Origin of the sequence: Lutibacter agarilyticus (genome assembly GCF_900188235.1) — a bacterium.
GTDB classification, from domain to species: domain Bacteria; phylum Bacteroidota; class Bacteroidia; order Flavobacteriales; family Flavobacteriaceae; genus Lutibacter; species Lutibacter agarilyticus.
Window position 1 is genome coordinate 139,977 of the sequence record NZ_FZNT01000004.1, and the last position, 21,626, is coordinate 161,602.

Below are 21,626 nucleotides of genomic sequence, written 5' to 3' on the forward strand. Positions count from 1 at the left end.
ATAGATTACGTATTTTATGTGCTTCCAGACTAAAATAATAAAACAAAAACAAGAAATCAAGGATCGTTTTAACGTTGCTATAGATACTATTAATGAATACAACCCAATAGAGTTCTGTAGTGCCTTTGACTTCCCTAAAACACCTATTATAACCAATGCATCACCAAATAAAGCACAACTATTTAACTGGGGATTAATCCCAGAGTGGTCTCAGGATAATTCAATAAGAAATTATACTTTAAATGCACGTATTGAAACACTGGACGAAAAGAAATCTTTTAAAAATGTCATACAAAATCGTTGCTTGATTTTAGCCGATGGTTTTTATGAATGGCAATGGCGGAATAAAACTGGATCAGTAAAAGAAAAATATCTAATTACATTACCCAATGAAGAATTATTTGCTTTTGCTGGAATATATTCTCAATGGATTGATTTTAATAATGAAATTGTAAACTCCTACTCTATTATCACCACACAGGCTAATGAACTAATGAGTGAAATTCACAATACTAAACAACGAATGCCTATCATCTTAAAAAAACAAGATGAACAAAACTGGTTACAAGGAGATAATTATAAAGATTTTTCATTTCCTTATAGCTGTGATTTGGTTGCTAACTCATTGAAAAGTAATAATGGACAATTAGGTTTATTTTAATTTATAAAGACTTAGGTTTAATCTAAAAGCTACTCTCCACATAATTTTATTACCAAGCCTCTATTATTAAGTGGGCTATCAATAGAATATAATTCCATATTAAAATTACCATAGTAGTTACAATTGCTGAAACCTGCCTTATTCAATAAAAGAGCTAATTCATTTTTTAACACAGGTAATAATTTAATACTATTTTCAATAATTTGTTGAGTTGATTTAACTGTTAAACGTGTATTAAAATCAATCTTATTTTCAGATTTACGATAAGAATAATTTCGTTCAAATATAATTTCATCATTCTCTATAAGGGGTAATTGCTGAATGTTTTTTTCAACAAATTTATTGTAATTAACTATTTGTAGCAACAATTTCCCATTTGATTTTAGCGTAGCTTTTGATTGTTGTAAAAAATCAGCTATTTCATCTAACGAATTCAAATGGACTAAGGTATTTCCAAAACAAATGATGCCGTCAACAGAGTTGTTATCGATAAAAGCATCTAATTCAAGCATACTTATTTGTTTAAATTGAATGTGTTTTGACTCATCTTCCTTTCTTTTTGTAGCTGCTCATATCATTTCAGCATCCATATCAATTGCTAATACATGCTTGTAATAATTAGCTAACTCAAAAGAAAGCGTGCCAATTCCACATCCTACATCTAAAACTTTAAAATCACCTTCAAGTATTTTTAACTTAATAAAATCAACTTGATTGGCATTAATTTTAAAAATATGATGATAATAGGAAACTATTTGCTTATAAAAACTCATTCTAATTATTTTATACTCAAAGGTAGTTGTTACAAACTAATTTAAATTACCTTAAACCATACAATTAGATAGAGACCACTAGAAACGTAAAAAAAACACACTTACATCTCGATGTAAATTGTGTTAATTTAAACTTTTATTTACCTTAATTTGAGATATTGATATACACTTGTTAATTACAATATACCAACAACACTAACTCTGTTACTTTTTTTTAGTAATCTGTATTTGTGTAGCAATACGCTCTTTCAAATTTTCAACGTGTGATATTATTCCAATCATCTTTCCCTGTGACTGTAATGTTTCTAAAGTATTGTTACCTAAAGTTCCAAACCCTATCATCTATAAATAAAGAATCAATTTTCACGTTTTTACTAGCTAAATCTGACTGTCCTAAGGCTAAGGTTAAACAGATAATGAATTTTCCACCTCCACTTGATATATCTACCAATCTAGCGTGATCGGTTTGGCAATGATCAATCAAATTAAAATTAAGCTCTTCTTTTGATATATAACTATCTTCCAGTTTTAATGAATAACGCTTGTTTAACCTGTATAAATGGACATTACCAAGGTGTTAATTCGTAGGAATTAGAAATAACAGTTGGAAATTGATCAATACATTCAGTCAAGGATCTAGTTAGACTATAAAATTCTCTAAAACGAGGAATTAGATCATCTTCAATTTGACTGAATGTATTATTTTCTATTGTTAAAACAACTACTTTTTTCTCATAAGAAACTTCACTAAAACTTAAAATATGTGGTGATCTAGAATATCTTATTTTATCGTTTCCTCCTAATTATTTATGGTCTGTGTAAATGCCCCTAAGTGACATAATCAAAATAAGTTGGAAAATCTTCAGCACCAATATGACCTAATGTACCCTCATAAATATTTTGTTCACTATCCGATATTGAGCCACCTGTTGCAAATAAATGTCCAATTGCAATAACAGGAGCATTGGTTGAATTTATCAATTTACATTGCTCAGCAGATGATTTATAATGATTAATTAATGCTGTTTTATATTTATCGGTTAACTCTTCAAATGATTCACTTGCAACAGCGCGTCTAATATCACCATCACGCAAATAAGGAACAGCTCCTATAATTACTTTTTCATCATTCACTTCAATTTCAAAAACCTCATCTTCTATGTTTTCTGTTGCTTTTCCAATTACTTTTATTGATAAGGCATCCAATATATGTTTTGGCGCATTTAATGTCCCTGCCGAATCGTGATTACCTCCTGTAATAATAACAGACTTACAAGTTGTTGCTTTTAACTTCACTAAAAAGCTATAGTACATTTCTAAACTTTGATTTGATGGCGAACCAGTATCAAATATATCTCCCGAAATTAACAGTACATCAATTTTTTGGTCAATGATATAATCTTCAATCCAACCTAAAACAACGTTTGTTCTTCTAGTTGAGATTGTTCATGTAATCTATGTCCTAAATGCCAATTGGCAGTATGAAGTATTTTCATTTGGTTTTTTATTTATTGTTTTGTAATGAGATACTCATGTATCAGTAGTGCAATATTTCGATTTTTTTTCTAATTGAGATAAACTCTGAAATGAGAAACAAAATTCAAATTACGCACATCATTATATATTATTTATACATAATGTTATGGGAGTTAATTTCTTATTATATTAATAAACATTGAAGGTTTCCAGTTATGTAAAATTATCAAATATTTTTTTGCTCTACTAACAGCAACGTAAAATAGGTTTTTCCCATTCTCAATATCTTCTTCTGAAAGCTCTTGATATATCCAGTCGTTCCCTTCCTTTCCTAAAAACTTTTGAAAAGGTATTTTATTTTCATTCATCTCATTCAGAATTACAGCATCAAATTCAAGTCCCTTTACTTTATGAATCGTATTGCAATTAATGCCATTAACTCCTGCTAATGTTTCTAAGTATTCACCTATTGTCCATGTTTGTTTTTCCTCAGTAGATATTTTATCTAAAATTTCATCAAATGTTGCATGTGTAATTTTAAATACGGAATGAAACATTTTCTTAATCTCACAAAATCCAGCAACAATATTATTGTCTGAATTCAATAATAAGAAGTTTGTAATTAAGGTGTTTGTTTTATATGTAAGCTCTTTTTCTGATAATTGTAGACCATTTTCTAAAAGGTGCATTTCAATGTTTCTCTTAATACTCCTTAGTTTTCTTATACTTGGTTCAAGATAATGCTTAGCTAAGATTCTCAATAAACTAGTAGTCGAATTACTAATGTATTTATGCGGTAAGGCTCCGAGGCCAACTATACGATGATTTTGTCGTAAAGATTGACTTAGAGGGTATGCAGAAAACCAACTTGTTGATAAGACCGCTATTTCATTCAATTCAATATTCTCTTTCTCAATTAACTGATTGACGATGCTATTAACATATTCTAAATGATTATCCTTTTTTGTTTGAATTAGAGTAACGTCAATATCAAGGCGGCTATTATCCGATTTATTATCTATAATAGGATGGTCTTCAAATAATTTTGAATAAGTATTAACTATATTGTCTGTTGAGCGATAGGTTTCTGTTAATTCAAGTTGTTCTGAGTTAAAATCAATCTTTGCTTGCTCAAATGATTTTTTAATTGCCCCTGCAAATGAGAAAATTCTTTGTTTTGAATCGCCAACCATAAAAAATGTACAAGTACCAAAATCATTTATTGATTTTAAAATTTTGTATTGATAAAGATTAGTATCTTGAAACTCATCAACCAATATCTCATGAAATTTAGAGGAAAGGGATTTACAAACAAATGAATTATTCGTTACAATATAGTAGGAACGATATAGTATTTCATTAAAATCCATTACACCTATACTTGTTTGATAGTCATAATATCTCAATGCGACCTCTTGAATGGGTATTGAATGATTCCATTCAATTTCAGAGTTTAAAGATCCGTCAAGATTTTTACCAATCTTTCCTAACTCATCAAACTTATTTTGTCCAAAATTACCTTCTAAATCAATATCTTCATTTACTTCAAAGAATTCTTCCTGCTGTTCGTAACTAATTACTTTTGGTCTTTTCCATTTATTTAACCAACTAAATGGTCGCAAAATATACTCCAAACAAAAGCTGTGGATTGTACCTACAAATACGGGTTTTTCAGTAATCAATCTTGATGCTATCTCATCAGCCCCTGCATTTGTATAGGTAATTAATGCAATAGATTTGTGTTTTGGTAAAGTTTCTAATTTATTAATAGCACGAGCAACAAGGGTTCTTGTCTTACCCGTTCCAGGTGATGCAGTAATTAAAGCACTACCAATTAACTCAAAAACTGCTTTTCTCTGATTTTTATTTAGCTTCATACATCAAAGGCTATTTCATTTTGCTTAAAGATAAATTCCAAAGCATCCTTTATATAGTCGGGTATTATAAAATTTTTATCAATGTTGATCGCTAATTCTTGAGCAAACCTTCCTTTTTTCACAGTTCCATCTACTCTTTTTAGCAACTCATCAGACCAATCATCATCTGTTGCCATAAGATTTCCATATGATTTAGTATGTCCTAGATTTTCAAAACATATTTTTAAATATGTATCATTTATTTCGCTACTAGGAAATAAATCAACTTCAAGTGTTTCAATACCTTCAAATACTAAAACTCGTTCATCTACCTCAAAGATTTTGGCATTAGCTACAGCCGTTGTTGATTCATCATCCTCATGTTCTTTGCTATCACCATCAATTATTGCACAAGCAGTTAATTCTAATTTATTTGGTTGAAATAATTTAAGAAATGGGTCAAAATACCTACTATGAATTGGAACTACAGATATGTTGTGTTCAGTTAAATTAACTCCATACAATTGTTGTGCAATAGCAGGAATTATGAATTGCTCAGCGACTCCCTCAACAAATATTACTGCCGTTGAAAAAAACAATTCAGAACGTGTAGCATCTAAATATCTTTTTAAAAGAAGTTCTTCTCTCTGTTCTCTTTTTTCTTCCTTTTTTTCTATGAAAGGTGAAAAAGATTTTACTACATTATCAGGATTCTTGTATATAATATTTAGGTTTTTAAAATTGCAATCACTTGCAATATGCGTTGAATGAGACGACATAAAAACTTGAGTATTCAATAACTCACTTAAATTTGAAAATAATATTTTTTGTAACTGAGGATGTAAATGAGCTTCAGGTTCTTCAATCAAAAGAATATTTACTTCATTCGTATTTTGTTCATTTATCAATCTTGAAAGAAATAAACTTAAATACAATAAATTTTTCTGACCTAAACCGAGAACATTTATTGGTACATTTTTACCTGTTTTAGGATTGAAAAACAATTTTAATTGATTCCATACCTCATTGTCATCATTATTTATAAACCCTAGGCTAACTGGGAAAGTAAAATGACTACCTGCAATTTCTTTATTCTTATTCTTTACAGTCTCAGAAATTTCAGGAATAAACTCTAATTCATTTAAATCATCTGATGTTTTAGTTAGAATTGTTTTTACCGACTCTAACTCAATATCTGCTTCTGTTCTTGATTTACAATATTCACTAAGTAAGGATTTTGAACCCCCAAATAAATCTGAATTAATATTTCTAAATCCAGATATATAATATAGATTTATGCCTTCAATATCTCTAAAGGTAATTTGATTAAGATTATCAATTTCTTCAATATTAAATTCAGTCCCCCCCCCATATAAACGCCATTGAAAATCTTTAATTTCAATTTTATCAAAGTCTTCATCAGTTTCAATTAGTTTTGATTTATGAGCATATAGATAAGATATTCTAACTGTATCATCAGAAATCTTTAACGCATGTAGATTTGGCATGCTAGCTAAATTATCTCCATACAGCTCAATGCTAATAGATGAGTATGTATCAATTTCTAAATCAATAAAATCATAAAATTCTTTTTCTTCTAGATTCCGTGAGTTATATGACAGGTTTCTATCAAGAACAAGTCTTATTGCCCAATATAAATTACTTTTTCCAATATTATTTTCGCCGATAATTGTTTGGAATCCTTCTGTAAAATCAATCTTGAAATCTGAGAAATTTCTAAAGTTCTTGATTTCAATACTTTTAATATGCATATTTTTTTTATTTATTTAAAACACAAAAATAATCCTTTTTAAAAACTGAATTTTACGGGTTTTCGCAAGGTTTTAACATTGGTGGCGTCACTTACGAAACCATTCCTATTTCAAAAGTTTCAACAAACTCTTTCATTTTCGAAATAATTCTTTCTCCTATTGTTCTTGCTTTTAATACACTAGGTCTACTTTCCAAACAATTAAAAACTTCATTCCGTATAGGCTCCTGACCACTATATAAGTAAGCATCAATCAAGTTTTTAAATTGAACTTCATCTAAATGCTCTTCTTCACATAACTTATGTAATGCTAGCACTTTTTGTTCTCGCCAAAATTTCTCAAATTCATCTTGTATTAAATCTACATCTTCAATGTGAGGTAAATTTTCTTCAATAAATTGTTCAATCAATTCTCGTTTACTTCTTAGTTCAACTTCACCTCCTAGCAACTCTAAAATTGCTTTTTTCTGCTGTTCTTTATCTGTTTCTTTAGCTTGTTTTAACTTTGCGACTAGCTTTAAAATATAAGCCACATTTATTTCATCTCTATGAATCAATTCCAGTTCAAAATCTACATCATCTAAAATAGACGTTTTCTCTTTTTGATGCTCATTTTTCACTTTACTATAAATATCAACATATTTACTTTTATAGTTCTCAAAAGCCTGTTCGCTCATAGGTAAGTCATCCCAATCAAAATCGGCAAAAGAAGCTAATACATTTTTTATTCTAATTAACTTCCTAAAAGCAGTTACAAAAGCTAACTCTTCATCTTCGCTGGGTAAAGTATCTACACTTTTTACAGTAGGTGCAATTTTTAATAATTCAATAAATGCTTCGCTAAATTTTTGTGCAATAGTTTCATACTCTGGAACAAAAATATCTTCTTTAGCGTTTTTGTTTGAAAACAGTGCAATAGCATTATCTGTAGCTTGTTTTAAATTACGAAAAGCTACAATATTCCCTTGTGACTTTTGTTCATTTAAAATACGATTGGTTCTTGAGTAAGCCTGAATTAAACCGTGATGCTTTAAGTTTTTATCTACATACAATGTATCAACCTTTTTAGCATCAAAACCTGTTAAAAACATATTTACAACCAATAAAATATCTAATCGGTCATCTTCATTAAAAATAACTTTTTCTCGTTCTTTTAATCGTTTACTTATGTCTTTAAAATAATTCTCAAACTGTTTGCTATCTTTTGTTGAAAAACCTGTACCATACATTTTATTATAATCTTGTATGTACTCTTCTAATTTTTCTCTGGTATGGTTTAACTTATATACCGTTTGTGGCTCAGCAGCTTTATTTTCAGTATCAGGCAATGAACCTGTTGCCTCTTCATCTTCTTCATTAGCACCATAAGTAAAAATAGTAGCTATTCTCAAACTATGCTCTCCAGCTTCTTTTTTCTTTTTAAAAATATCGTAATAAGTAATTAAATTATCAATACTACTTACAGCAAAAAGAGCAGAATACGTTCTATTATGTGTTTTTTGATCGTGATGCTGAATAATATAATCAGCAATTTTTTCTAATCGTTTTGGGGAATCTAATACCTCTTTGGTATCAATAGCTTCAACATCAATATCTATATACGTATTGCTATTTTGCTTGTATTTTCCTATATATTCGATTCCAAATTTTAAAACATTCTGATCTCTAATAGCATCTGTTATTACATATTTATGTAAACACGTATTAAAAAGATCCTTCGTAGTACGTTTTCCTAAATCATTTTTTGACGCATTATCAGCAAAAATGGGTGTTCCTGTAAAACCAAAAAGCTGACTGTTATTAAAATAATCTGTAATTTTTTTATGCGTATCTCCAAACTGACTTCTATGACATTCATCAAAAATAAAAACGATATTCTTATTTTTTAAATGATTCATACTATTTTGATAACGACCTGGAGAAATAGCATTGTTTAACTTTTGAATAGTAGTTAATATTAGTTTTGTATCATCTGCAAATTGAGAAACCAACGATTTTGTATTGTCCGTTACATCAACACTATCTTTTTTAAAGCTATTAAACTCCTTCATTGTTTGGTAATCCAAATCTTTTCTATCTACCACAAATACAACTTTATGCACTTCCGGTAAATCCATAATAATTTGACTAGCTTTAAACGAAGTCAGTGTTTTTCCTGATCCTGTGGTGTGCCAAATATATCCGTTCTCTTCAGTAGTTTTTACATGCTCAACTATTGCTTCAGTTGCATAGTATTGATATGGCCTTAAAGCCATTAATATTTTATGTGTTTCGTTTAAAACTATGTATTGAGATAAGAATTTACCTAATTGGCTAGTATTTAAAAATTCAGTAGAAAAATCTGTTAAATCCTTTATATTTTTATTGTGCTTGTCTGCCCAAAAAAATGTTTGTTTAAATGTTAATGCAGCAAGCGGATTATTTGAATAATACTTTGTGTTTACACCATTGCTTATTACAAATAGTTGCACATAATTAAACAAACTATAATTTGTCCAAAATGAATGTCGTTTATACCTACAAATTTGATTGAATGCTTCTTTTAACTCTAATCCTTTTCGTTTTAATTCAATTTGAATCAATGGTAAACCATTGATTAAAATAGTAACATCATACCTGTTTTTATAAGTTCCTTCTTGCGTAATTTGATTGGTAACTTGAAACAAGTTTTTTGTCCAATTTTCATTATTAAAAAACTGCACATAAAAAACATCACCATTATCACGGTTTAACTGAAAACGATCTTTTAGTTTTTTTGCTTTTTCAAAAATGGATCCTTTGGCTAAATTATTTAAGATAGCTTCAAATTCATTTTTAGAAAAACTGGTATTGTTAAAGGTTTCTAACTGACTTTTTAGGTTTGATAATAAGGTTTGTTCGTCTTTAATTTGAACTTGTTTATATCCTAAACCTGTTAATTGTTTTATCAGGTTATTTTCTAATTCAGCTTCTGATTGATGGCTCATAGCTTTACATTCATCTTTTTGAACTATAAATTTACTAAATCACATTTAAATACAATAGATTTAACTAATTTTCAATTAATTTACTTTGAAACAATTCGGGTGATAATTTTTGTTCATAATCTTCAATAAATGCCACAATTTGAGTACAACAAGTATTTAACAACGTTTTATAATCATCTGATGTTTTATCATTTAAAATATTGATGGTATAATTATGTCCTAAATTTATATTATTCTTTTTTTCTGTTTTAATAAAACGAACTTGCTTCCACATTCCATTTAACCTATTTTCTTCTGGAAGATTAGCTACTGCAGGTGATTTATACTTATCCAATAGACCAACAAACATATCTCCATTATAATGACCTCTACCGCTAAAAGACTCTACACCAAATAAAATTTGAGGTTGAGGGTTACTTTTAAAATGAAGCCAAATTTGTGAAAATTTATTTTTCACTGGTTTTCCTTCTAAAACATCATAATTTTTATCACCTAGTTTTAACCTTAAAGCTTTCATTAAATCTTCTCTAAAATTATTTCGTAATTTATTTAAAGCTTTTTCATAATTATTAGCTACAAATTTTGATTCCTCAATATTTGCCATCATAATTTCTAATAGTTCTTTTTCTTGCTCTTTATTCATAGTATGTGTCAATTTTTTTATTAGTAAAATGTATTGGTTTATGGCTTCACGTAAATACGTAAAATTTGAAACCTCTTTCAAACACAATTCTAACCATTGTACAATATGTTCTCTATAACTTATATTATAAAAATCTTCTCCTGAACTTAATTCAAGTTTACTTTCTTTACTCGGGTCACCGCCTTTTAACGTAAGATGAAACACGGTGTTTTTAGATGTATTATGATTGTAATAACGTTGTATTTGCTTTGGTTGATCGCCTGCGTGAATTTTATTTTCAATACAAATAATAGTATTATTTATGTCTTTTAAATAAATATCTATTCTTCCTCCTTTTGCCATTGATACATCCTCCCCTTCTTTCTCATATAAATTAATTTTACCAATAGAATACTCGGCTTTAACGAAAGGATTTGAAGTGTTAAATTGTGATATTTTTAATGTTGTTTTATCTTCTTCATTATCATTGGTTACTACAGGAACAAGAATTTCTAAAAACAACTTTAAAAACACATCTCCCATTTGGTGAGAACCATCTGGATTTAACAACTCTGTTAAAAATGCAGAATGTGTTTTATTTTCTTTGGTTTCAATATCTAATACCGAAAACAAATTGAAATGTTCTCCTTTTGCAATCGTTAATTCTTTGTTATGTTTTACAATACGTTTTGTAGTTGAAAGCAAACTTGTAAGTTTTTTACAAGTTGCTTTAGTCTGTTCTTTTTCATTCATTTTTTTTCTATTTTAAACCTCTAACACTTTTGGAGTTTAGCAATTTCACTCCGTTTTTTTGATCATATTTTTTTACTAGTTGTGATTCTACTTCTAAACGCCCAAATGAAATTTCTTGAAATGAAAAACTTATATTTTCCACCATATAATTGGTAAGTTTTTCTTCTATTTCATCTGAAAATTTATTCTTAATTAATTCACCATCAAATTCTTTCTTACCTAGTTTTTTACGAAGTGTATGATTGTAGGTTCTCCTAATATCACTCATTCTAGACTTTAATTCTGCTGTTTGGCCAATATAAATAAGATCGTCATTTTCAAATGCTGCATAAACTCCTGGAGCTTTTGGAAAATTCTCTTTGTTCCAATTGGTTTCGTATGTAAACGATATTCTATTAGACCTATCTAATAAATGTAGTTCAATTTCATTTACAACTTTTTCAAGTTCATTTACTGGTAAATTATATTTCTTCATAGCATCTTTTTTATTTCTTTTCTAAATTTTTCATTGGAGAGTTCGTATTGTATGGCACTTTTCCTGATGGCACAACTTTACTTGAGCTTTCTAAATGCGTTTCTTGATCGTCAAAGAAAATATGTGCACCAAATGCTTTTAAAACTTTATCCTTTGATAATCCTCCTAAAAAATAGGCTTCATCAACATAAACACCCCATTTTCTTAAAGTTCTAATAACTCTCATATGCGATGGAGCATTTCTTGCCGTGACTATAGAAATTCTCAACGGAGAAAATTCTATTCGTGTTGGAAAATGTTCCTGAATTTTAGATAGCTTAATTAGTAACTTTGCAAAAGGACCTTTTTTTAATGGATCATTTTCGTGTTCAGACTCGTACTTGTGAAATGCATCCATTCCTTCCTGTTTGTATCGTAATTCCGATTCATCAGAAAATAAAACTGCATCTGCATCAAATGCTATTTTAACTCGGCTATCTTTTGAATCAAATTTTTCAGGTGGTGCATAAATAGTTGCAGCTGCACAAACTTTAGAATCAATAACAGTTTGAACATCTGTTTCATCTTTTGACAGAAATAAGTCAATGTCAAACGCATCAATGTAAGGTGATAACGGTTCTCCGCCAGATAAAGCAACTCTAGTAATATCTAGGTTGTGTTTTTTTATTGAATTTAACATCCTTACACCCGTTTCCGGACTGTTTCTAGACATTACTATAACCTCAACAATTCTTTTATCTGCCTGATTATTTAACTCAAGAAGACTTTTAACCAGATAAAAAGCTGTTCCAGGCTCTAAAGGTTCATCTTCATTTTTTTGTTGAAACTTTCGGTATTCTTCAATTCCCTTTTTATTAAATATTTCATTCTCTTCCTCTAAATTAAATAAAGATCTAGACGAAACTCCAATTACTAATATATCTGAAAAATCCATAGGTATTTATTTTGTTGTACTTATTGTTTTATTTCCAAATCTAATTGTCTGCCTTCTTTTTGTGCTTTTTTATCCAAATTAGCACCTAACACCATACCAATTACCATTCCTATAGGTAAACCTATTCCAAGTAATCCCATATTTCCAGTACTTGCTCCAAAAGCAGCTCCAAACGGAACACCAAATACCGCCATACCTAAAACTAGCCAAAGGTTTCTATAGTGGCTTTTAGACACGTATTTTAGCTCTTTCTCAACCAATTTTAGAATAGCATTTTGCGCTTTTACTAATTGTTTTTTTAATTTTTTTTCTGATTGTGAAACTGAATTTACTTGGTCTATTTCACTATTTATAGTGTTTATTATGTTGTTAGGAAGTTCCTTTTTGTTCAATTCAATTAGAAGGTTATCCAATTGATTAAAAGCATTGGTCAATTTTTTATTTTGGGTAAATTCTGGTCTTTTTTTAAGCTCTTTTAGTTCCATTTAGCAATTTTTTATAATCAATGATCAAGCGTCTTTTATATTATTCCAATTTTTACATTTAGTATAAAACTCATTTAATTCAGCTTTTGTATTCTCATCTTGAATTTGTTCAATCCAAGTTTCATAACTAATTACTCCAACCTCACAATTGCTCGCTTGATCTATAAGATCTTGTTTATTCTTTATTTTATCTTCGTCATTAGTATTCTTAACATTATGATCTTCAATCCGTTTATCAATACACTTAACAATTTTTTCTGAATCAACTAAATCAATTATTATATTAACGTTTTTCTTATTCAACTTCAATTTTGATTGAGGAGCCACAACATAGAAGAAAGTTTTACAACTTAGCTCATACGTGTTATACGCAATACAAGCAACATTTCTAGCGGCTTGATTATAGTCTTCTGTATTACTAGTTTTTTTACTTAAAGGACTCGCCATTTTAGCTTCAATAATTCCAAAATTATTAGCATTATCTTTAACTGTTAATTTACCACTACCTTTTTCTTCTTTTTCTCCTTTTTTCTTATACTTAACTGTAAAATCACCTAGAGCAATATCTGCATGAGTATATCCTTCTCTAATAGCTTTTGCTTTTACAAACGGGCTAGAAATTAATGCTTCAGAAGTCCAATTTTGGATTTTAGAAAAATCTATAATTACTTTTTCCTTATTCTTTAATACTAGTTTTTCTTCTATAGAATAATACACCAACAATCTTGTCATCCAACCTTCATTATAGACTTCTGTTGGTTTAATTTTAGTACTAATTTCTTTTAAAGTATCTATAGTCATTTCTATTTCTTTTTTTACACAAACAACTGCTGCAACAAGCCTTTTTTAAAGGTTTGGGTTTGGCTTAGTTGTTTTTGTACACTTTCAATTTTAGTATCTAGTGCCGATAAATAATTGGCTATTTTTTGTTGTTCTTCTGAACAAGGAATTTTGAATTTAATTCGTTTTAGTTCATTAAAAGAAAGTACTGTTTGCGAAGTTCCCACACTAAATTTACCGATATAATTTTGATTAAAATTAAGCAATTCAACAATAAAATTAGAACTTCCATTTTTAGATATAAAAACAGGGTAATAAGTACTTATAACACCTGTTATTCCTAACTTATTAATATTAAAAGTAAATTTTCTATTATCACTTCTAGACCTATATGTGATGTGTTTTTCAGGAATTACATTGAAGCCTAAATTATCTCTTTCAGTTAATCTATTTTCTCCATAATACTCACTTTGTAGCATCAATCCTTTATTTGAAGACGTTAAAACTTCAAATTCATCATTAAAAGTTGATTTCTTATTGTATGATACAACTTCAGCCCCTAACCTCTTCTCTTCCCACTTTGGAAACTCACTTCCATTATTTTGTTTAAACCTCAACTTTTGAGAAAACAATTGTTGCATTGCTCCTTTTTTGTAGGTTTCTAATAATTGTTTTTTACGGGTTAGTTGCTGTATTTTAGTATCAACCGATGTTAAAAATGTAGCTATTTTTTGTTGTTCTGGGAGTTGAGGAATATTAAGATTATATTGTAATAAATCAACTACAGTAATATTAGCTTGATTTGCATTTCCTCTTGCAATACCCTTCATATAATGTTGGTATCTTTTTGAATTAATTAATCCAATAATAAAACCATTTGAAACATCTTTTACATTTTCAAATTTCAACATATTTTGATTTAACAACCCTTCATTATCATTATGAATATAAATACCTCTTCCAACCGCTGATTCTAACATTTCAGGTTTAGACCCAACTGTTGTTATGACAATATTTCCAGTTCTTAACTTGTACTTATCAAACTCGCTTGCTTTGTCTTCATCAATAAATAATTTACCATTATTATTTTTTATTCTATCCACACCTAAATCAGAAACTCTCACTATTCTAACACCTTCGTTTTTATAATCTTCAGATTTAAAAGCAAAACCTTTTATGTATTTTGTTACATCTCCCAAATTCTTTTGTTCCCATTCTCCATCAAACTCTTTAAACCTTAATTGTGGTGTTAATTTTTGTGTTGTAGTTTTCATAGCGTTGTATTTTTTGCGTGAGGGATTGCAGTGAAAATCCTTTTGGCGCGGCACAAGCCAAAAGATTGCAACGTAAAGCCCGACCCTTGGGGCACGCCCAAAGTATTGGTTTTGGTTTTTTTATGATGAGATCCTGAAACAAGTTCAGGATGACGAGTAATTGTATGTTGTGCTTTGTTGGTCATTTGGTTGTTTTGTGCTCGTTTTGTTGAGATCCTGAAACAAGTTCAGGATAACGTTTTAAAAAGGAGTTTCAATATTTAATTGTTTGCAAAAATCGGCTATAGTAGCATCAGTTTTGGCAATATTGGTTTCTAACGTTTTTAATTCTTTTGAAACTTCAGCTAAAACTACTGGTGTTTCTTCTTCAAAGGTATCTACATACCTTGGTATGTTTAAATTGTAGTCGTTTTCAGCAACTTCGCTTAATTTGGCTACATAACTATATTTGTCTATTGTTTTTCGCTCTTTATACGTGTTTACAATAGTTTCAATATGGCTGTCTTGTAAATAGTTTTGGGTTTTTACTTTTTCAAAACCTTGGCTGGCATCAATAAATAAAATATCCTTATTGTGTTCGCGTTGTTTTTTTAACACCAAAATACACGTTGGTATACTGGTACCGTAAAAAATATTGGCTGGTAGGCCTATAACGGCATCTAAATAATTACGTTCTTCTATTATAAATGTACGAATATGACCTTCGGCAGCACCTCTAAACAATACACCGTGCGGTAAAACACATGCCATTGTTCCGTTGTTATCTAACTGATGTACCATATGTTGTACAAAGGCAAAATCGGCTTTGGATTTTGGTGCTAATTTTCCGTAGGCAGAAAAACGATCGTCACTTAAAAACAACGGACTTGCACTCCAATTTGCTGAAAATGGCGGATTGGCTACAATAGCTTCAAAACGTTGGTCTATATGGCTTGGTGATGGGTTTTCTAAAGTATCTTCATTATAAATATCAAAGCGTTTGTAATGTACATTGTGCATAATCATATTCATACGGCACAAGTTGTAGGTTGTTGGGTTGCTTTCTTGCCCATTAAACGTACCTACATCACTTACTTCTTTAGCTACACGCAATAACAAGGAACCGGACCCACAAGTTGGATCGTACACGCTTTTTAGCTTGGTTTTATCTACAGTAACTATTTTTGCTAATATTTTGCTTACTTGTTGCGGTGTGTAAAACTCACCGGCTTTTTTTCCTGCGCCACTGGCAAACATACCTATTAAATACTCGTAGGCATCACCTAAAATATCGCTTTCGGTATTGTTTATGTCGAAGTCTATTTCGTTTAAATAGGATAATACTTTTACAATAAGTTCGTTTTTTGCATTTTCAGATTTCCCTAGCTTGCTGCTTGTTAAATCTAAATCTTCAAACAGGTTGCCAAAATCGTCTTCGCTTTCGCTACCCATTGTACTTTGCTCTATATTGGTCAATACTTTGGCTAAATCGTTTAGTATAAATTTAGCTTTCCCATCGGCATTTCCGCGGCGTGTTAGCTCGCTAAATAACTCGTTAGGTTTTAAAAAATATCCTAGGCTATCTAATGCTTCGCCTTTTATGGCTTCTAAATATTCAGTTCCTGTTTCAGTTTCAACATCAATCACATTAAACTTCAGGTTGTCTGGTTCTAAAATTACATTGGCAAACAGACTCATTTTATCACTTAAATATTTGTAAAATATAAAACCTAATATGTAGTTTTTGAAATCGTTACCATCCATATTTCCACGAAGGCTATCGGCAATATTCCACAATTGTTGTTCTAATTTTTGTTTCTGTTCGGTCATTTATTCGCTTTCTTTTTTGAAGACTTAAAAGTAAGAAACCTATTTGATATACAATTACGGTTTAACATAATTATATATTCAAATAGGTTTTAAAAATGTTAATTGTTTATGGTTGGTTTTTGAAGGTACTTAGTTAGTACTTGTTAACTAAATTTTTATATTTTATTAATTACATTTTTCCAGGCGATATAATGAAATTTGGTGAAATGAACTAAATCATAATCACCGTATTTTTTTAGATATTCATCTAAATTAACAATGATGGTTTCTCCTAAACTTTCTATTTCTAATTTAATCTTATTAATTTTTAAATGTTGTACTGCATTATATTCAAAAATTAAAGGAGTTGTTAAAACTATTTTAAAGTCATAGTTATTTTTATAAAAATACAACGCAATATGCTTTACCAAGGCTGTACTCGCTTTTTTTCTAAACTCAGAGTATGATAATGATGCTAAAAGCACATAACTTTTATCTTTAGAAAATTGATTTGTAATAGCATCTAGTTTTTCAATATTTACTATTTGTTCCGAATACTTTCCCTCGTAATCCAGTATTTTATCATCTTTAGTTGTACACTCAGCATCAAACAACATGAACTCTGCATTTTTTTCTTTTTCTATAAAATAAACTAACGCATTTCTGCCAGCTCCTCCTAAACCTATAAAACATTTCTTTTTTAATTTCATCGTTCTAATTTTAATTAGAATACAAAATTAAATAGCTGAAAGACAAAGGGTGTCTTTGTATAAAATAGTTATTTAAGTTTAAATATTTTTTTTAAGAATATTTAACGGAAATTTTATCACCTCATCTAAAAAATCTTTCAACATTTGAATTTGAGCTTCTAAATCACATGTTTGAAACTCTTTGTGTTTTTCTTTAGTTAATTCAAACCAAATTGAACCAGAAATTAGATAAGGTAATGTTGTCAATTCCCCTTCATTTAATTTGTTTAAATTACTATCAATTAAATCAAAAATAGGTTTTCCCCAACCATCTTTATTTTCAAAGCCAATGCAAATTAATGGCTCTTCACGCTCATAATAAACACCAATCCATGCCCATGTATCTTTGATATCAACATTCTTATATTTAATATGGAAATAATTCCCACTAATTCCAGCTCCTCCCTGAATGTTTTTATTTGAATAATAACTTAATTCGAAATCAACTTCATCTCGATTGACAATTTTTTTTATTATTTCATTGAAAGAATACAATGAATACATTCCATTTAAGTCCATCTCCTTTGTTATTTTAATAATTGAACAAACATTTTTTAAATATGATGAGTAACAAATCCATAATTCCTTTTCATTTTCATCTTTGGGTAATTGTTTAAGAATTTCATCATAAAAATTCCCCCAAGTATGAACAGTAAAACCCAATTTAGTCATATGATAATTTGTAATATACCCTAAGCGTTCTTTGGGAATATTAAATGTTTCTACATACTGCTCAAAATGATGATTCGTATCATATATTTTAATTTCTATCAAATAAATTAACCCATTATTTTCAATTAAAAAATCAGGCCTACTATCTCCTTCTGATTTCTCTCTTTCAAATCGTGTAATGTTATTGAAAGTTACATTTGGGAAAAAAAATTAAGAAATAGTAATTGAAATGAGGGTGATGTACAACAAGCAGCCCATGTTATATCTGAAAGATCATTTTCATTTCTTTTTCTATATGCGATGTTTTCAAAAAATAATTCAAACAAAATATTCTTAGATTTTTTCATATCTTTTATTTAAAATTTTTAATTTTTCTTTTATGAGATCTATTAATTCTATTGGTTGCTGTATTGTAATTCTGTCTCCATATGAAAGTAACTTGTAAACTAATTCGTCTCCTAATTTCAAATCCAATTGAAATACTATATTACTATCAGTTTCTTCAATAATTTTCTGAGAACTATGAATGGGTAAACTCTTTAAATATTTTGCTTGAATGGTGTCAGTACTAAAAATCACTTTTTCGGGTTTTAACTCATTATCTATAGATATTCCATAATTGTATTGATACAATTCCGAAACATCAAAATTATCAGGTAAAATATAATCAGCTGATTTTTCAATGCTAATTTCCTTAATTCTATCTAGTGCATAAGTAGCAATATAATTTCTAGTATTTTTGGCTATTATATACCATCTGTTTTGAATTTCTCTTAAAGCATAAGGTTCTAATAATGTTTTATTTATAGTTCCTTCCCAATATTTCTCATATTGAATTGTTATTTTTTTTCTATGTGTGATCGCATAAATAATGGGCTTTAAATATTCAGTACCTTTTGATTGTTTTTGTTCAAAAAGGACAACCTTATTTACTTCATTTTGAAATTGAGAAAGTTTTAAAACTTCAAATGTTTCCAGCATTTCTATGAAGTTGGGTCGGTTATAATCATCATTTTCTAAATAATAACCTTTCTCTTTACTTGAGTGTAGAATATCTACCCCAAAAATCTCTCTAATTTCATTAATATCACGATTTAAAGTTCTTTGAGAAAATCCTACTTGATAATTATCTTGCCCTAGCAAATATGCATTCTCTTTTACATAATCAACCAAGTTTTCATATGACGGATAATCCCGTCTTTCAACTCGTTTAATTATTAATAAAATACGATTTATATATTCTTTCTTTGACATTGTTACTTTTAACTACAAATATAGCTTACAGACAGACAAACTATGTCTTTGTGATTTGTGAAATCTTTATAAATTTCTGTATAAATAAAGTAGACCACTCTATTAAAAAAATATACTGTTAAGTTTTATATAAATAAGAATTGAATAATAAATAGTTAAAAATAATACCGTTTATTATTCGGGTTTTTAACATACTTCCTATTATTATCCCAATTTAGACTGGTATTATGCCAGTAACCTTGGTATTGAATTTGAATCCCTGAAACATTTCCATTACACCAATAATTCAATCTCACCCATTTGCCCTTCTAATTGCTCCTTTTCTTTCTCTAAACCTGATAATTTATTATTTTCAACAAGTAGGTCATTTTCTCTGTTATCTTTATTTTTAATTAGCTCTTCCGTATGTTCTATTATAGGTGTTAAAAAATCTCCCATAAACTTTCGCTTTATTTCCTCAAGAATATCTACTCCATTTTCGAAGATTTCATTTTCTATTGGTTCTAAATTTAAAATTGAATAAAAATAATCAACCCATTCTCTAGCATCCTTTTTCCCTGACATAACATTTAATGTAGTGCTGATTGTACCTTTTAAGATACCAAATGTAGCTCCATCAATAAAAGAAGCGGATAGACTTAATGCTTTTTCAAATAAGCTGTCTCCTTCTTCACTTTCTTCCGAGGAAGGTATTAAATCTCTAAAATCTAAATTTATAATATTTCTAAATAACATTTTCTTACAAGAGATTATATAATCTTGCATATCGAAATCCTCTAAATTATCTTCAGCAATCTCTTCTATTTCACAAATAAAATTATCTATTAATTTTTTCAAATCATAATTTATGTCATCATTACTTTTCTCAAAAAGTCTTTTTAAAAGTATCTCAAGATCTTCTATTTCTGATTCTAACTTTAAATTTAGATTACTTGAATTTACCACAATACCATTGTCATCAATTATTCTCTTACAATTACTTTTAGAAGCATTAATTAAATCTTCTGTTTTACGTGTTAAATCTTTAAGTCTTCTTCTTAAAACTTCTTCAATATCAATCTCAAGATTATTAATTTTTCTATTAATTTTTCTTTCAGATTTTTTAGTGTTTTTTAATTGTTCTTCTAGCTCAACATCCGGCTTATTCAAACTTACAAGTTTGTTTTTTGTTTGATTAACTGCACTCGTTAATTCCTCTGTTTTATTTTCACCTTTCTGCTTAATGAAGTTTCTAGGTTTCTTTAATAAAATTTCATCTTTTGAATCGAAAATAACCCCCATTAAAGCATCTTCAAATTTAGAAAGTTTACTTTTTTCAAACATTTCCTTTTGGCTACTAATTCCAAAAACGTCTGAGGCATTTTTATAATAAAAATCCCAGTCGCTATCTTTAGATATTTCTTCAAATTTCATTTTTGACATTAAGGCCATACTAGCAGAAAGTAGTAAAGGATCTTTTTCTGTAACTAATTCTGCAATTGAATTATTATGATATTCTTTACTTGCTAACAATAACTGATTTTTAACATTCGAAACAATTTCATTTTCAGATTCGTTTTCAATACATAAATCATATTTATTAACACCAATCAATAATTTACCAATACCAATCGTCCTTAATTGATTAAATATAATATCCTTATCTACTGAATCAAATGCTCTCCCTGCATAGAGCAACATTATTACAGCATCTGCTTTTGTTAAAAAATCTTTAGTGCGTTCTTCTCTAGAAACTATAGGATCATTAAAACCAGGTGTATCAACAATTTCTACACCTTTTAAATAATCTAAAGGCATAAAAATTTTAACAGACTTAGTAATTGCAATATACTTACCATTTGCACCTACGTAATCAATTAATTTGTTAAATTCATCTTCTTTTTTGGTACCCAGAAGATTTCTAATTTCTGATTCAATCTTGAGAGATTTGTCAACTATCTCTTTGGCTGCTTTTATTTTTGTTTTTAAATTATCATCCGATTCTACTTCTTCAATACTTCTTTTTGAAAGATGTTTTAATTCCTCCCATTCATTAGATGTATAAAATTCTGCTTCTAATTTATTCTGTTCTCCATAAGTGATTATAGATAGAGACGCGGTCATTGGCGTTGTTGCTGCAGGTAATTTTTCCTCTCCAAAGAGCAACGCATTTAAAAAAGTGGACTTACCACACTTCATTTGTCCAATAACTCCAATAGTTAAAACATCTTTTTCTAATTTGTTGATTATCCCATCAAACTCATCTTGACTAATCCATTTAAAATCCAAAGCTTTTTGAGCATATCTTTTAAAATCTTCTTTTTTATCTGCTATACTTTTAAAAATGTTATTACTCAT

19 protein-coding genes are annotated in these 21,626 nt (G+C 28.9%); 1 reads left to right on the top strand and 18 read right to left on the bottom strand.

Annotated features, from left to right (window positions below; translation table 11 throughout):
• The first annotated feature begins 16 nt into the window (after window positions 1-16).
• A complete protein-coding gene (locus CHB67_RS08015; protein WP_089381243.1) occupies window positions 17-661 on the top strand; it encodes an SOS response-associated peptidase in 645 nt (214 codons plus the stop codon).
• A gap of 29 nt (window positions 662-690) precedes the next feature.
• Here the strand turns inward: CHB67_RS08015 and CHB67_RS08020 are convergent, their stop codons facing one another.
• The 18 genes from CHB67_RS08020 to CHB67_RS08110 all read right to left on the bottom strand — a co-directional run bounded on the left by CHB67_RS08020 (window position 691) and on the right by CHB67_RS08110 (window position 21,626).
• Complete coding sequence (locus tag CHB67_RS08020) at window positions 691-1,173, bottom strand: hypothetical protein (protein WP_089381244.1); 483 nt, start codon at window positions 1,171-1,173, stop codon at window positions 691-693.
• 57 nt (window positions 1,174-1,230) lie between these two features.
• Window positions 1,231-1,434, bottom strand: a complete 204-nt coding sequence (locus tag CHB67_RS08025) for a methyltransferase domain-containing protein (protein WP_089381245.1) — start codon at window positions 1,432-1,434, stop codon at window positions 1,231-1,233.
• A gap of 316 nt (window positions 1,435-1,750) precedes the next feature.
• Window positions 1,751-1,918, bottom strand: a complete 168-nt coding sequence (locus CHB67_RS17350) for a hypothetical protein (RefSeq protein WP_245813465.1) — start codon at window positions 1,916-1,918, stop codon at window positions 1,751-1,753.
• A 344-nt stretch (window positions 1,919-2,262) separates the two neighbouring features.
• Window positions 2,263-2,877, bottom strand: a complete 615-nt coding sequence (sbcD, locus tag CHB67_RS17355) for an exonuclease subunit SbcD (protein ID WP_317045698.1) — start codon at window positions 2,875-2,877, stop codon at window positions 2,263-2,265.
• Between the two features lie 206 nt (window positions 2,878-3,083).
• Window positions 3,084-4,787, bottom strand: coding sequence for a UvrD-helicase domain-containing protein (locus CHB67_RS08040; protein ID WP_089381246.1), 1,704 nt, complete (start codon window positions 4,785-4,787; stop codon window positions 3,084-3,086).
• A complete protein-coding gene (locus CHB67_RS08045) occupies window positions 4,784-6,538 on the bottom strand; it encodes an ATP-dependent nuclease (RefSeq protein WP_089381247.1) in 1,755 nt (584 codons plus the stop codon). The genes CHB67_RS08040 and CHB67_RS08045 overlap by 4 nt, the downstream gene beginning before the upstream one ends.
• A gap of 91 nt (window positions 6,539-6,629) precedes the next feature.
• Window positions 6,630-9,503, bottom strand: a complete 2,874-nt coding sequence (locus CHB67_RS08050) for a type I restriction endonuclease subunit R (protein ID WP_089381248.1) — start codon at window positions 9,501-9,503, stop codon at window positions 6,630-6,632.
• A 64-nt stretch (window positions 9,504-9,567) separates the two neighbouring features.
• The gene (locus CHB67_RS08055) at window positions 9,568-10,878 is read right to left on the bottom strand and encodes a PDDEXK-like family protein (protein ID WP_089381249.1); all 1,311 of its coding nucleotides are present in this window, start codon (window positions 10,876-10,878) and stop codon (window positions 9,568-9,570) included.
• Between the two features lie 7 nt (window positions 10,879-10,885).
• Window positions 10,886-11,353 (bottom strand): GIY-YIG nuclease family protein, encoded by a 468-nt coding sequence (locus CHB67_RS08060; RefSeq protein ID WP_089381250.1) that lies wholly within the window; start codon window positions 11,351-11,353, stop codon window positions 10,886-10,888.
• A 10-nt stretch (window positions 11,354-11,363) separates the two neighbouring features.
• A complete protein-coding gene (locus CHB67_RS08065) occupies window positions 11,364-12,287 on the bottom strand; it encodes a 5'-nucleotidase (RefSeq protein WP_245813467.1) in 924 nt (307 codons plus the stop codon).
• A 20-nt stretch (window positions 12,288-12,307) separates the two neighbouring features.
• Window positions 12,308-12,772, bottom strand: coding sequence for a DUF2207 domain-containing protein (locus CHB67_RS08070; protein WP_089381252.1), 465 nt, complete (start codon window positions 12,770-12,772; stop codon window positions 12,308-12,310).
• Window positions 12,773-12,796: 24 nt separating this feature from the next.
• Window positions 12,797-13,573 (bottom strand): hypothetical protein, encoded by a 777-nt coding sequence (locus tag CHB67_RS08075; RefSeq protein WP_089381253.1) that lies wholly within the window; start codon window positions 13,571-13,573, stop codon window positions 12,797-12,799.
• Between the two features lie 14 nt (window positions 13,574-13,587).
• Window positions 13,588-14,826 carry a restriction endonuclease subunit S gene (locus tag CHB67_RS08080; protein ID WP_089381254.1) on the bottom strand — a complete coding sequence of 413 codons (1,239 nt, stop codon included), beginning with the start codon at window positions 14,824-14,826 and terminating at the stop codon, window positions 13,588-13,590.
• 240 nt (window positions 14,827-15,066) lie between these two features.
• Entirely contained in the window at window positions 15,067-16,635 is a 1,569-nt protein-coding gene (locus CHB67_RS08090) for a type I restriction-modification system subunit M (RefSeq protein WP_089381256.1), read from the bottom strand.
• A 155-nt stretch (window positions 16,636-16,790) separates the two neighbouring features.
• A complete protein-coding gene (locus CHB67_RS08095) occupies window positions 16,791-17,324 on the bottom strand; it encodes a hypothetical protein (RefSeq protein WP_089381257.1) in 534 nt (177 codons plus the stop codon).
• 78 nt (window positions 17,325-17,402) lie between these two features.
• The gene (locus CHB67_RS08100) at window positions 17,403-18,137 is read right to left on the bottom strand and encodes a hypothetical protein (protein ID WP_089381258.1); all 735 of its coding nucleotides are present in this window, start codon (window positions 18,135-18,137) and stop codon (window positions 17,403-17,405) included.
• Between the two features lie 231 nt (window positions 18,138-18,368).
• The gene (locus tag CHB67_RS08105) at window positions 18,369-19,289 is read right to left on the bottom strand and encodes a helix-turn-helix transcriptional regulator (protein WP_089381259.1); all 921 of its coding nucleotides are present in this window, start codon (window positions 19,287-19,289) and stop codon (window positions 18,369-18,371) included.
• Between the two features lie 273 nt (window positions 19,290-19,562).
• A complete protein-coding gene (locus CHB67_RS08110; RefSeq protein ID WP_089381260.1) occupies window positions 19,563-21,626 on the bottom strand; it encodes a dynamin family protein in 2,064 nt (687 codons plus the stop codon).

Excerpts from the sequence above, each read along its gene's own strand:
- CHB67_RS08015 (WP_089381243.1), top strand. The coding sequence starts at position 17 with ATGTGCTTCCAGACTAAAATAATAAAACAAAAACAAGAAATCAAGGAT.
- CHB67_RS08020 (WP_089381244.1), bottom strand. The coding sequence starts at position 1,173 with ATGCTTGAATTAGATGCTTTTATCGATAACAACTCTGTTGACGGCATC.
- CHB67_RS08025 (WP_089381245.1), bottom strand. The coding sequence starts at position 1,434 with ATGAGTTTTTATAAGCAAATAGTTTCCTATTATCATCATATTTTTAAA.
- CHB67_RS08040 (WP_089381246.1), bottom strand. The coding sequence starts at position 4,787 with ATGAAGCTAAATAAAAATCAGAGAAAAGCAGTTTTTGAGTTAATTGGT.
- CHB67_RS08045 (WP_089381247.1), bottom strand. The coding sequence starts at position 6,538 with ATGCATATTAAAAGTATTGAAATCAAGAACTTTAGAAATTTCTCAGAT.
- CHB67_RS08050 (WP_089381248.1), bottom strand. The coding sequence starts at position 9,503 with ATGAGCCATCAATCAGAAGCTGAATTAGAAAATAACCTGATAAAACAA.
- CHB67_RS08055 (WP_089381249.1), bottom strand. The coding sequence starts at position 10,878 with ATGAATGAAAAAGAACAGACTAAAGCAACTTGTAAAAAACTTACAAGT.
- CHB67_RS08060 (WP_089381250.1), bottom strand. The coding sequence starts at position 11,353 with ATGAAGAAATATAATTTACCAGTAAATGAACTTGAAAAAGTTGTAAAT.
- CHB67_RS08065 (WP_245813467.1), bottom strand. The coding sequence starts at position 12,287 with ATGGATTTTTCAGATATATTAGTAATTGGAGTTTCGTCTAGATCTTTA.
- CHB67_RS08070 (WP_089381252.1), bottom strand. The coding sequence starts at position 12,772 with ATGGAACTAAAAGAGCTTAAAAAAAGACCAGAATTTACCCAAAATAAA.
- CHB67_RS08075 (WP_089381253.1), bottom strand. The coding sequence starts at position 13,573 with ATGACTATAGATACTTTAAAAGAAATTAGTACTAAAATTAAACCAACA.
- CHB67_RS08080 (WP_089381254.1), bottom strand. The coding sequence starts at position 14,826 with ATGAAAACTACAACACAAAAATTAACACCACAATTAAGGTTTAAAGAG.
- CHB67_RS08090 (WP_089381256.1), bottom strand. The coding sequence starts at position 16,635 with ATGACCGAACAGAAACAAAAATTAGAACAACAATTGTGGAATATTGCC.
- CHB67_RS08095 (WP_089381257.1), bottom strand. The coding sequence starts at position 17,324 with ATGAAATTAAAAAAGAAATGTTTTATAGGTTTAGGAGGAGCTGGCAGA.
- CHB67_RS08105 (WP_089381259.1), bottom strand. The coding sequence starts at position 19,289 with ATGTCAAAGAAAGAATATATAAATCGTATTTTATTAATAATTAAACGA.
- CHB67_RS08110 (WP_089381260.1), bottom strand. The coding sequence starts at position 21,626 with ATGAGTAATAACATTTTTAAAAGTATAGCAGATAAAAAAGAAGATTTT.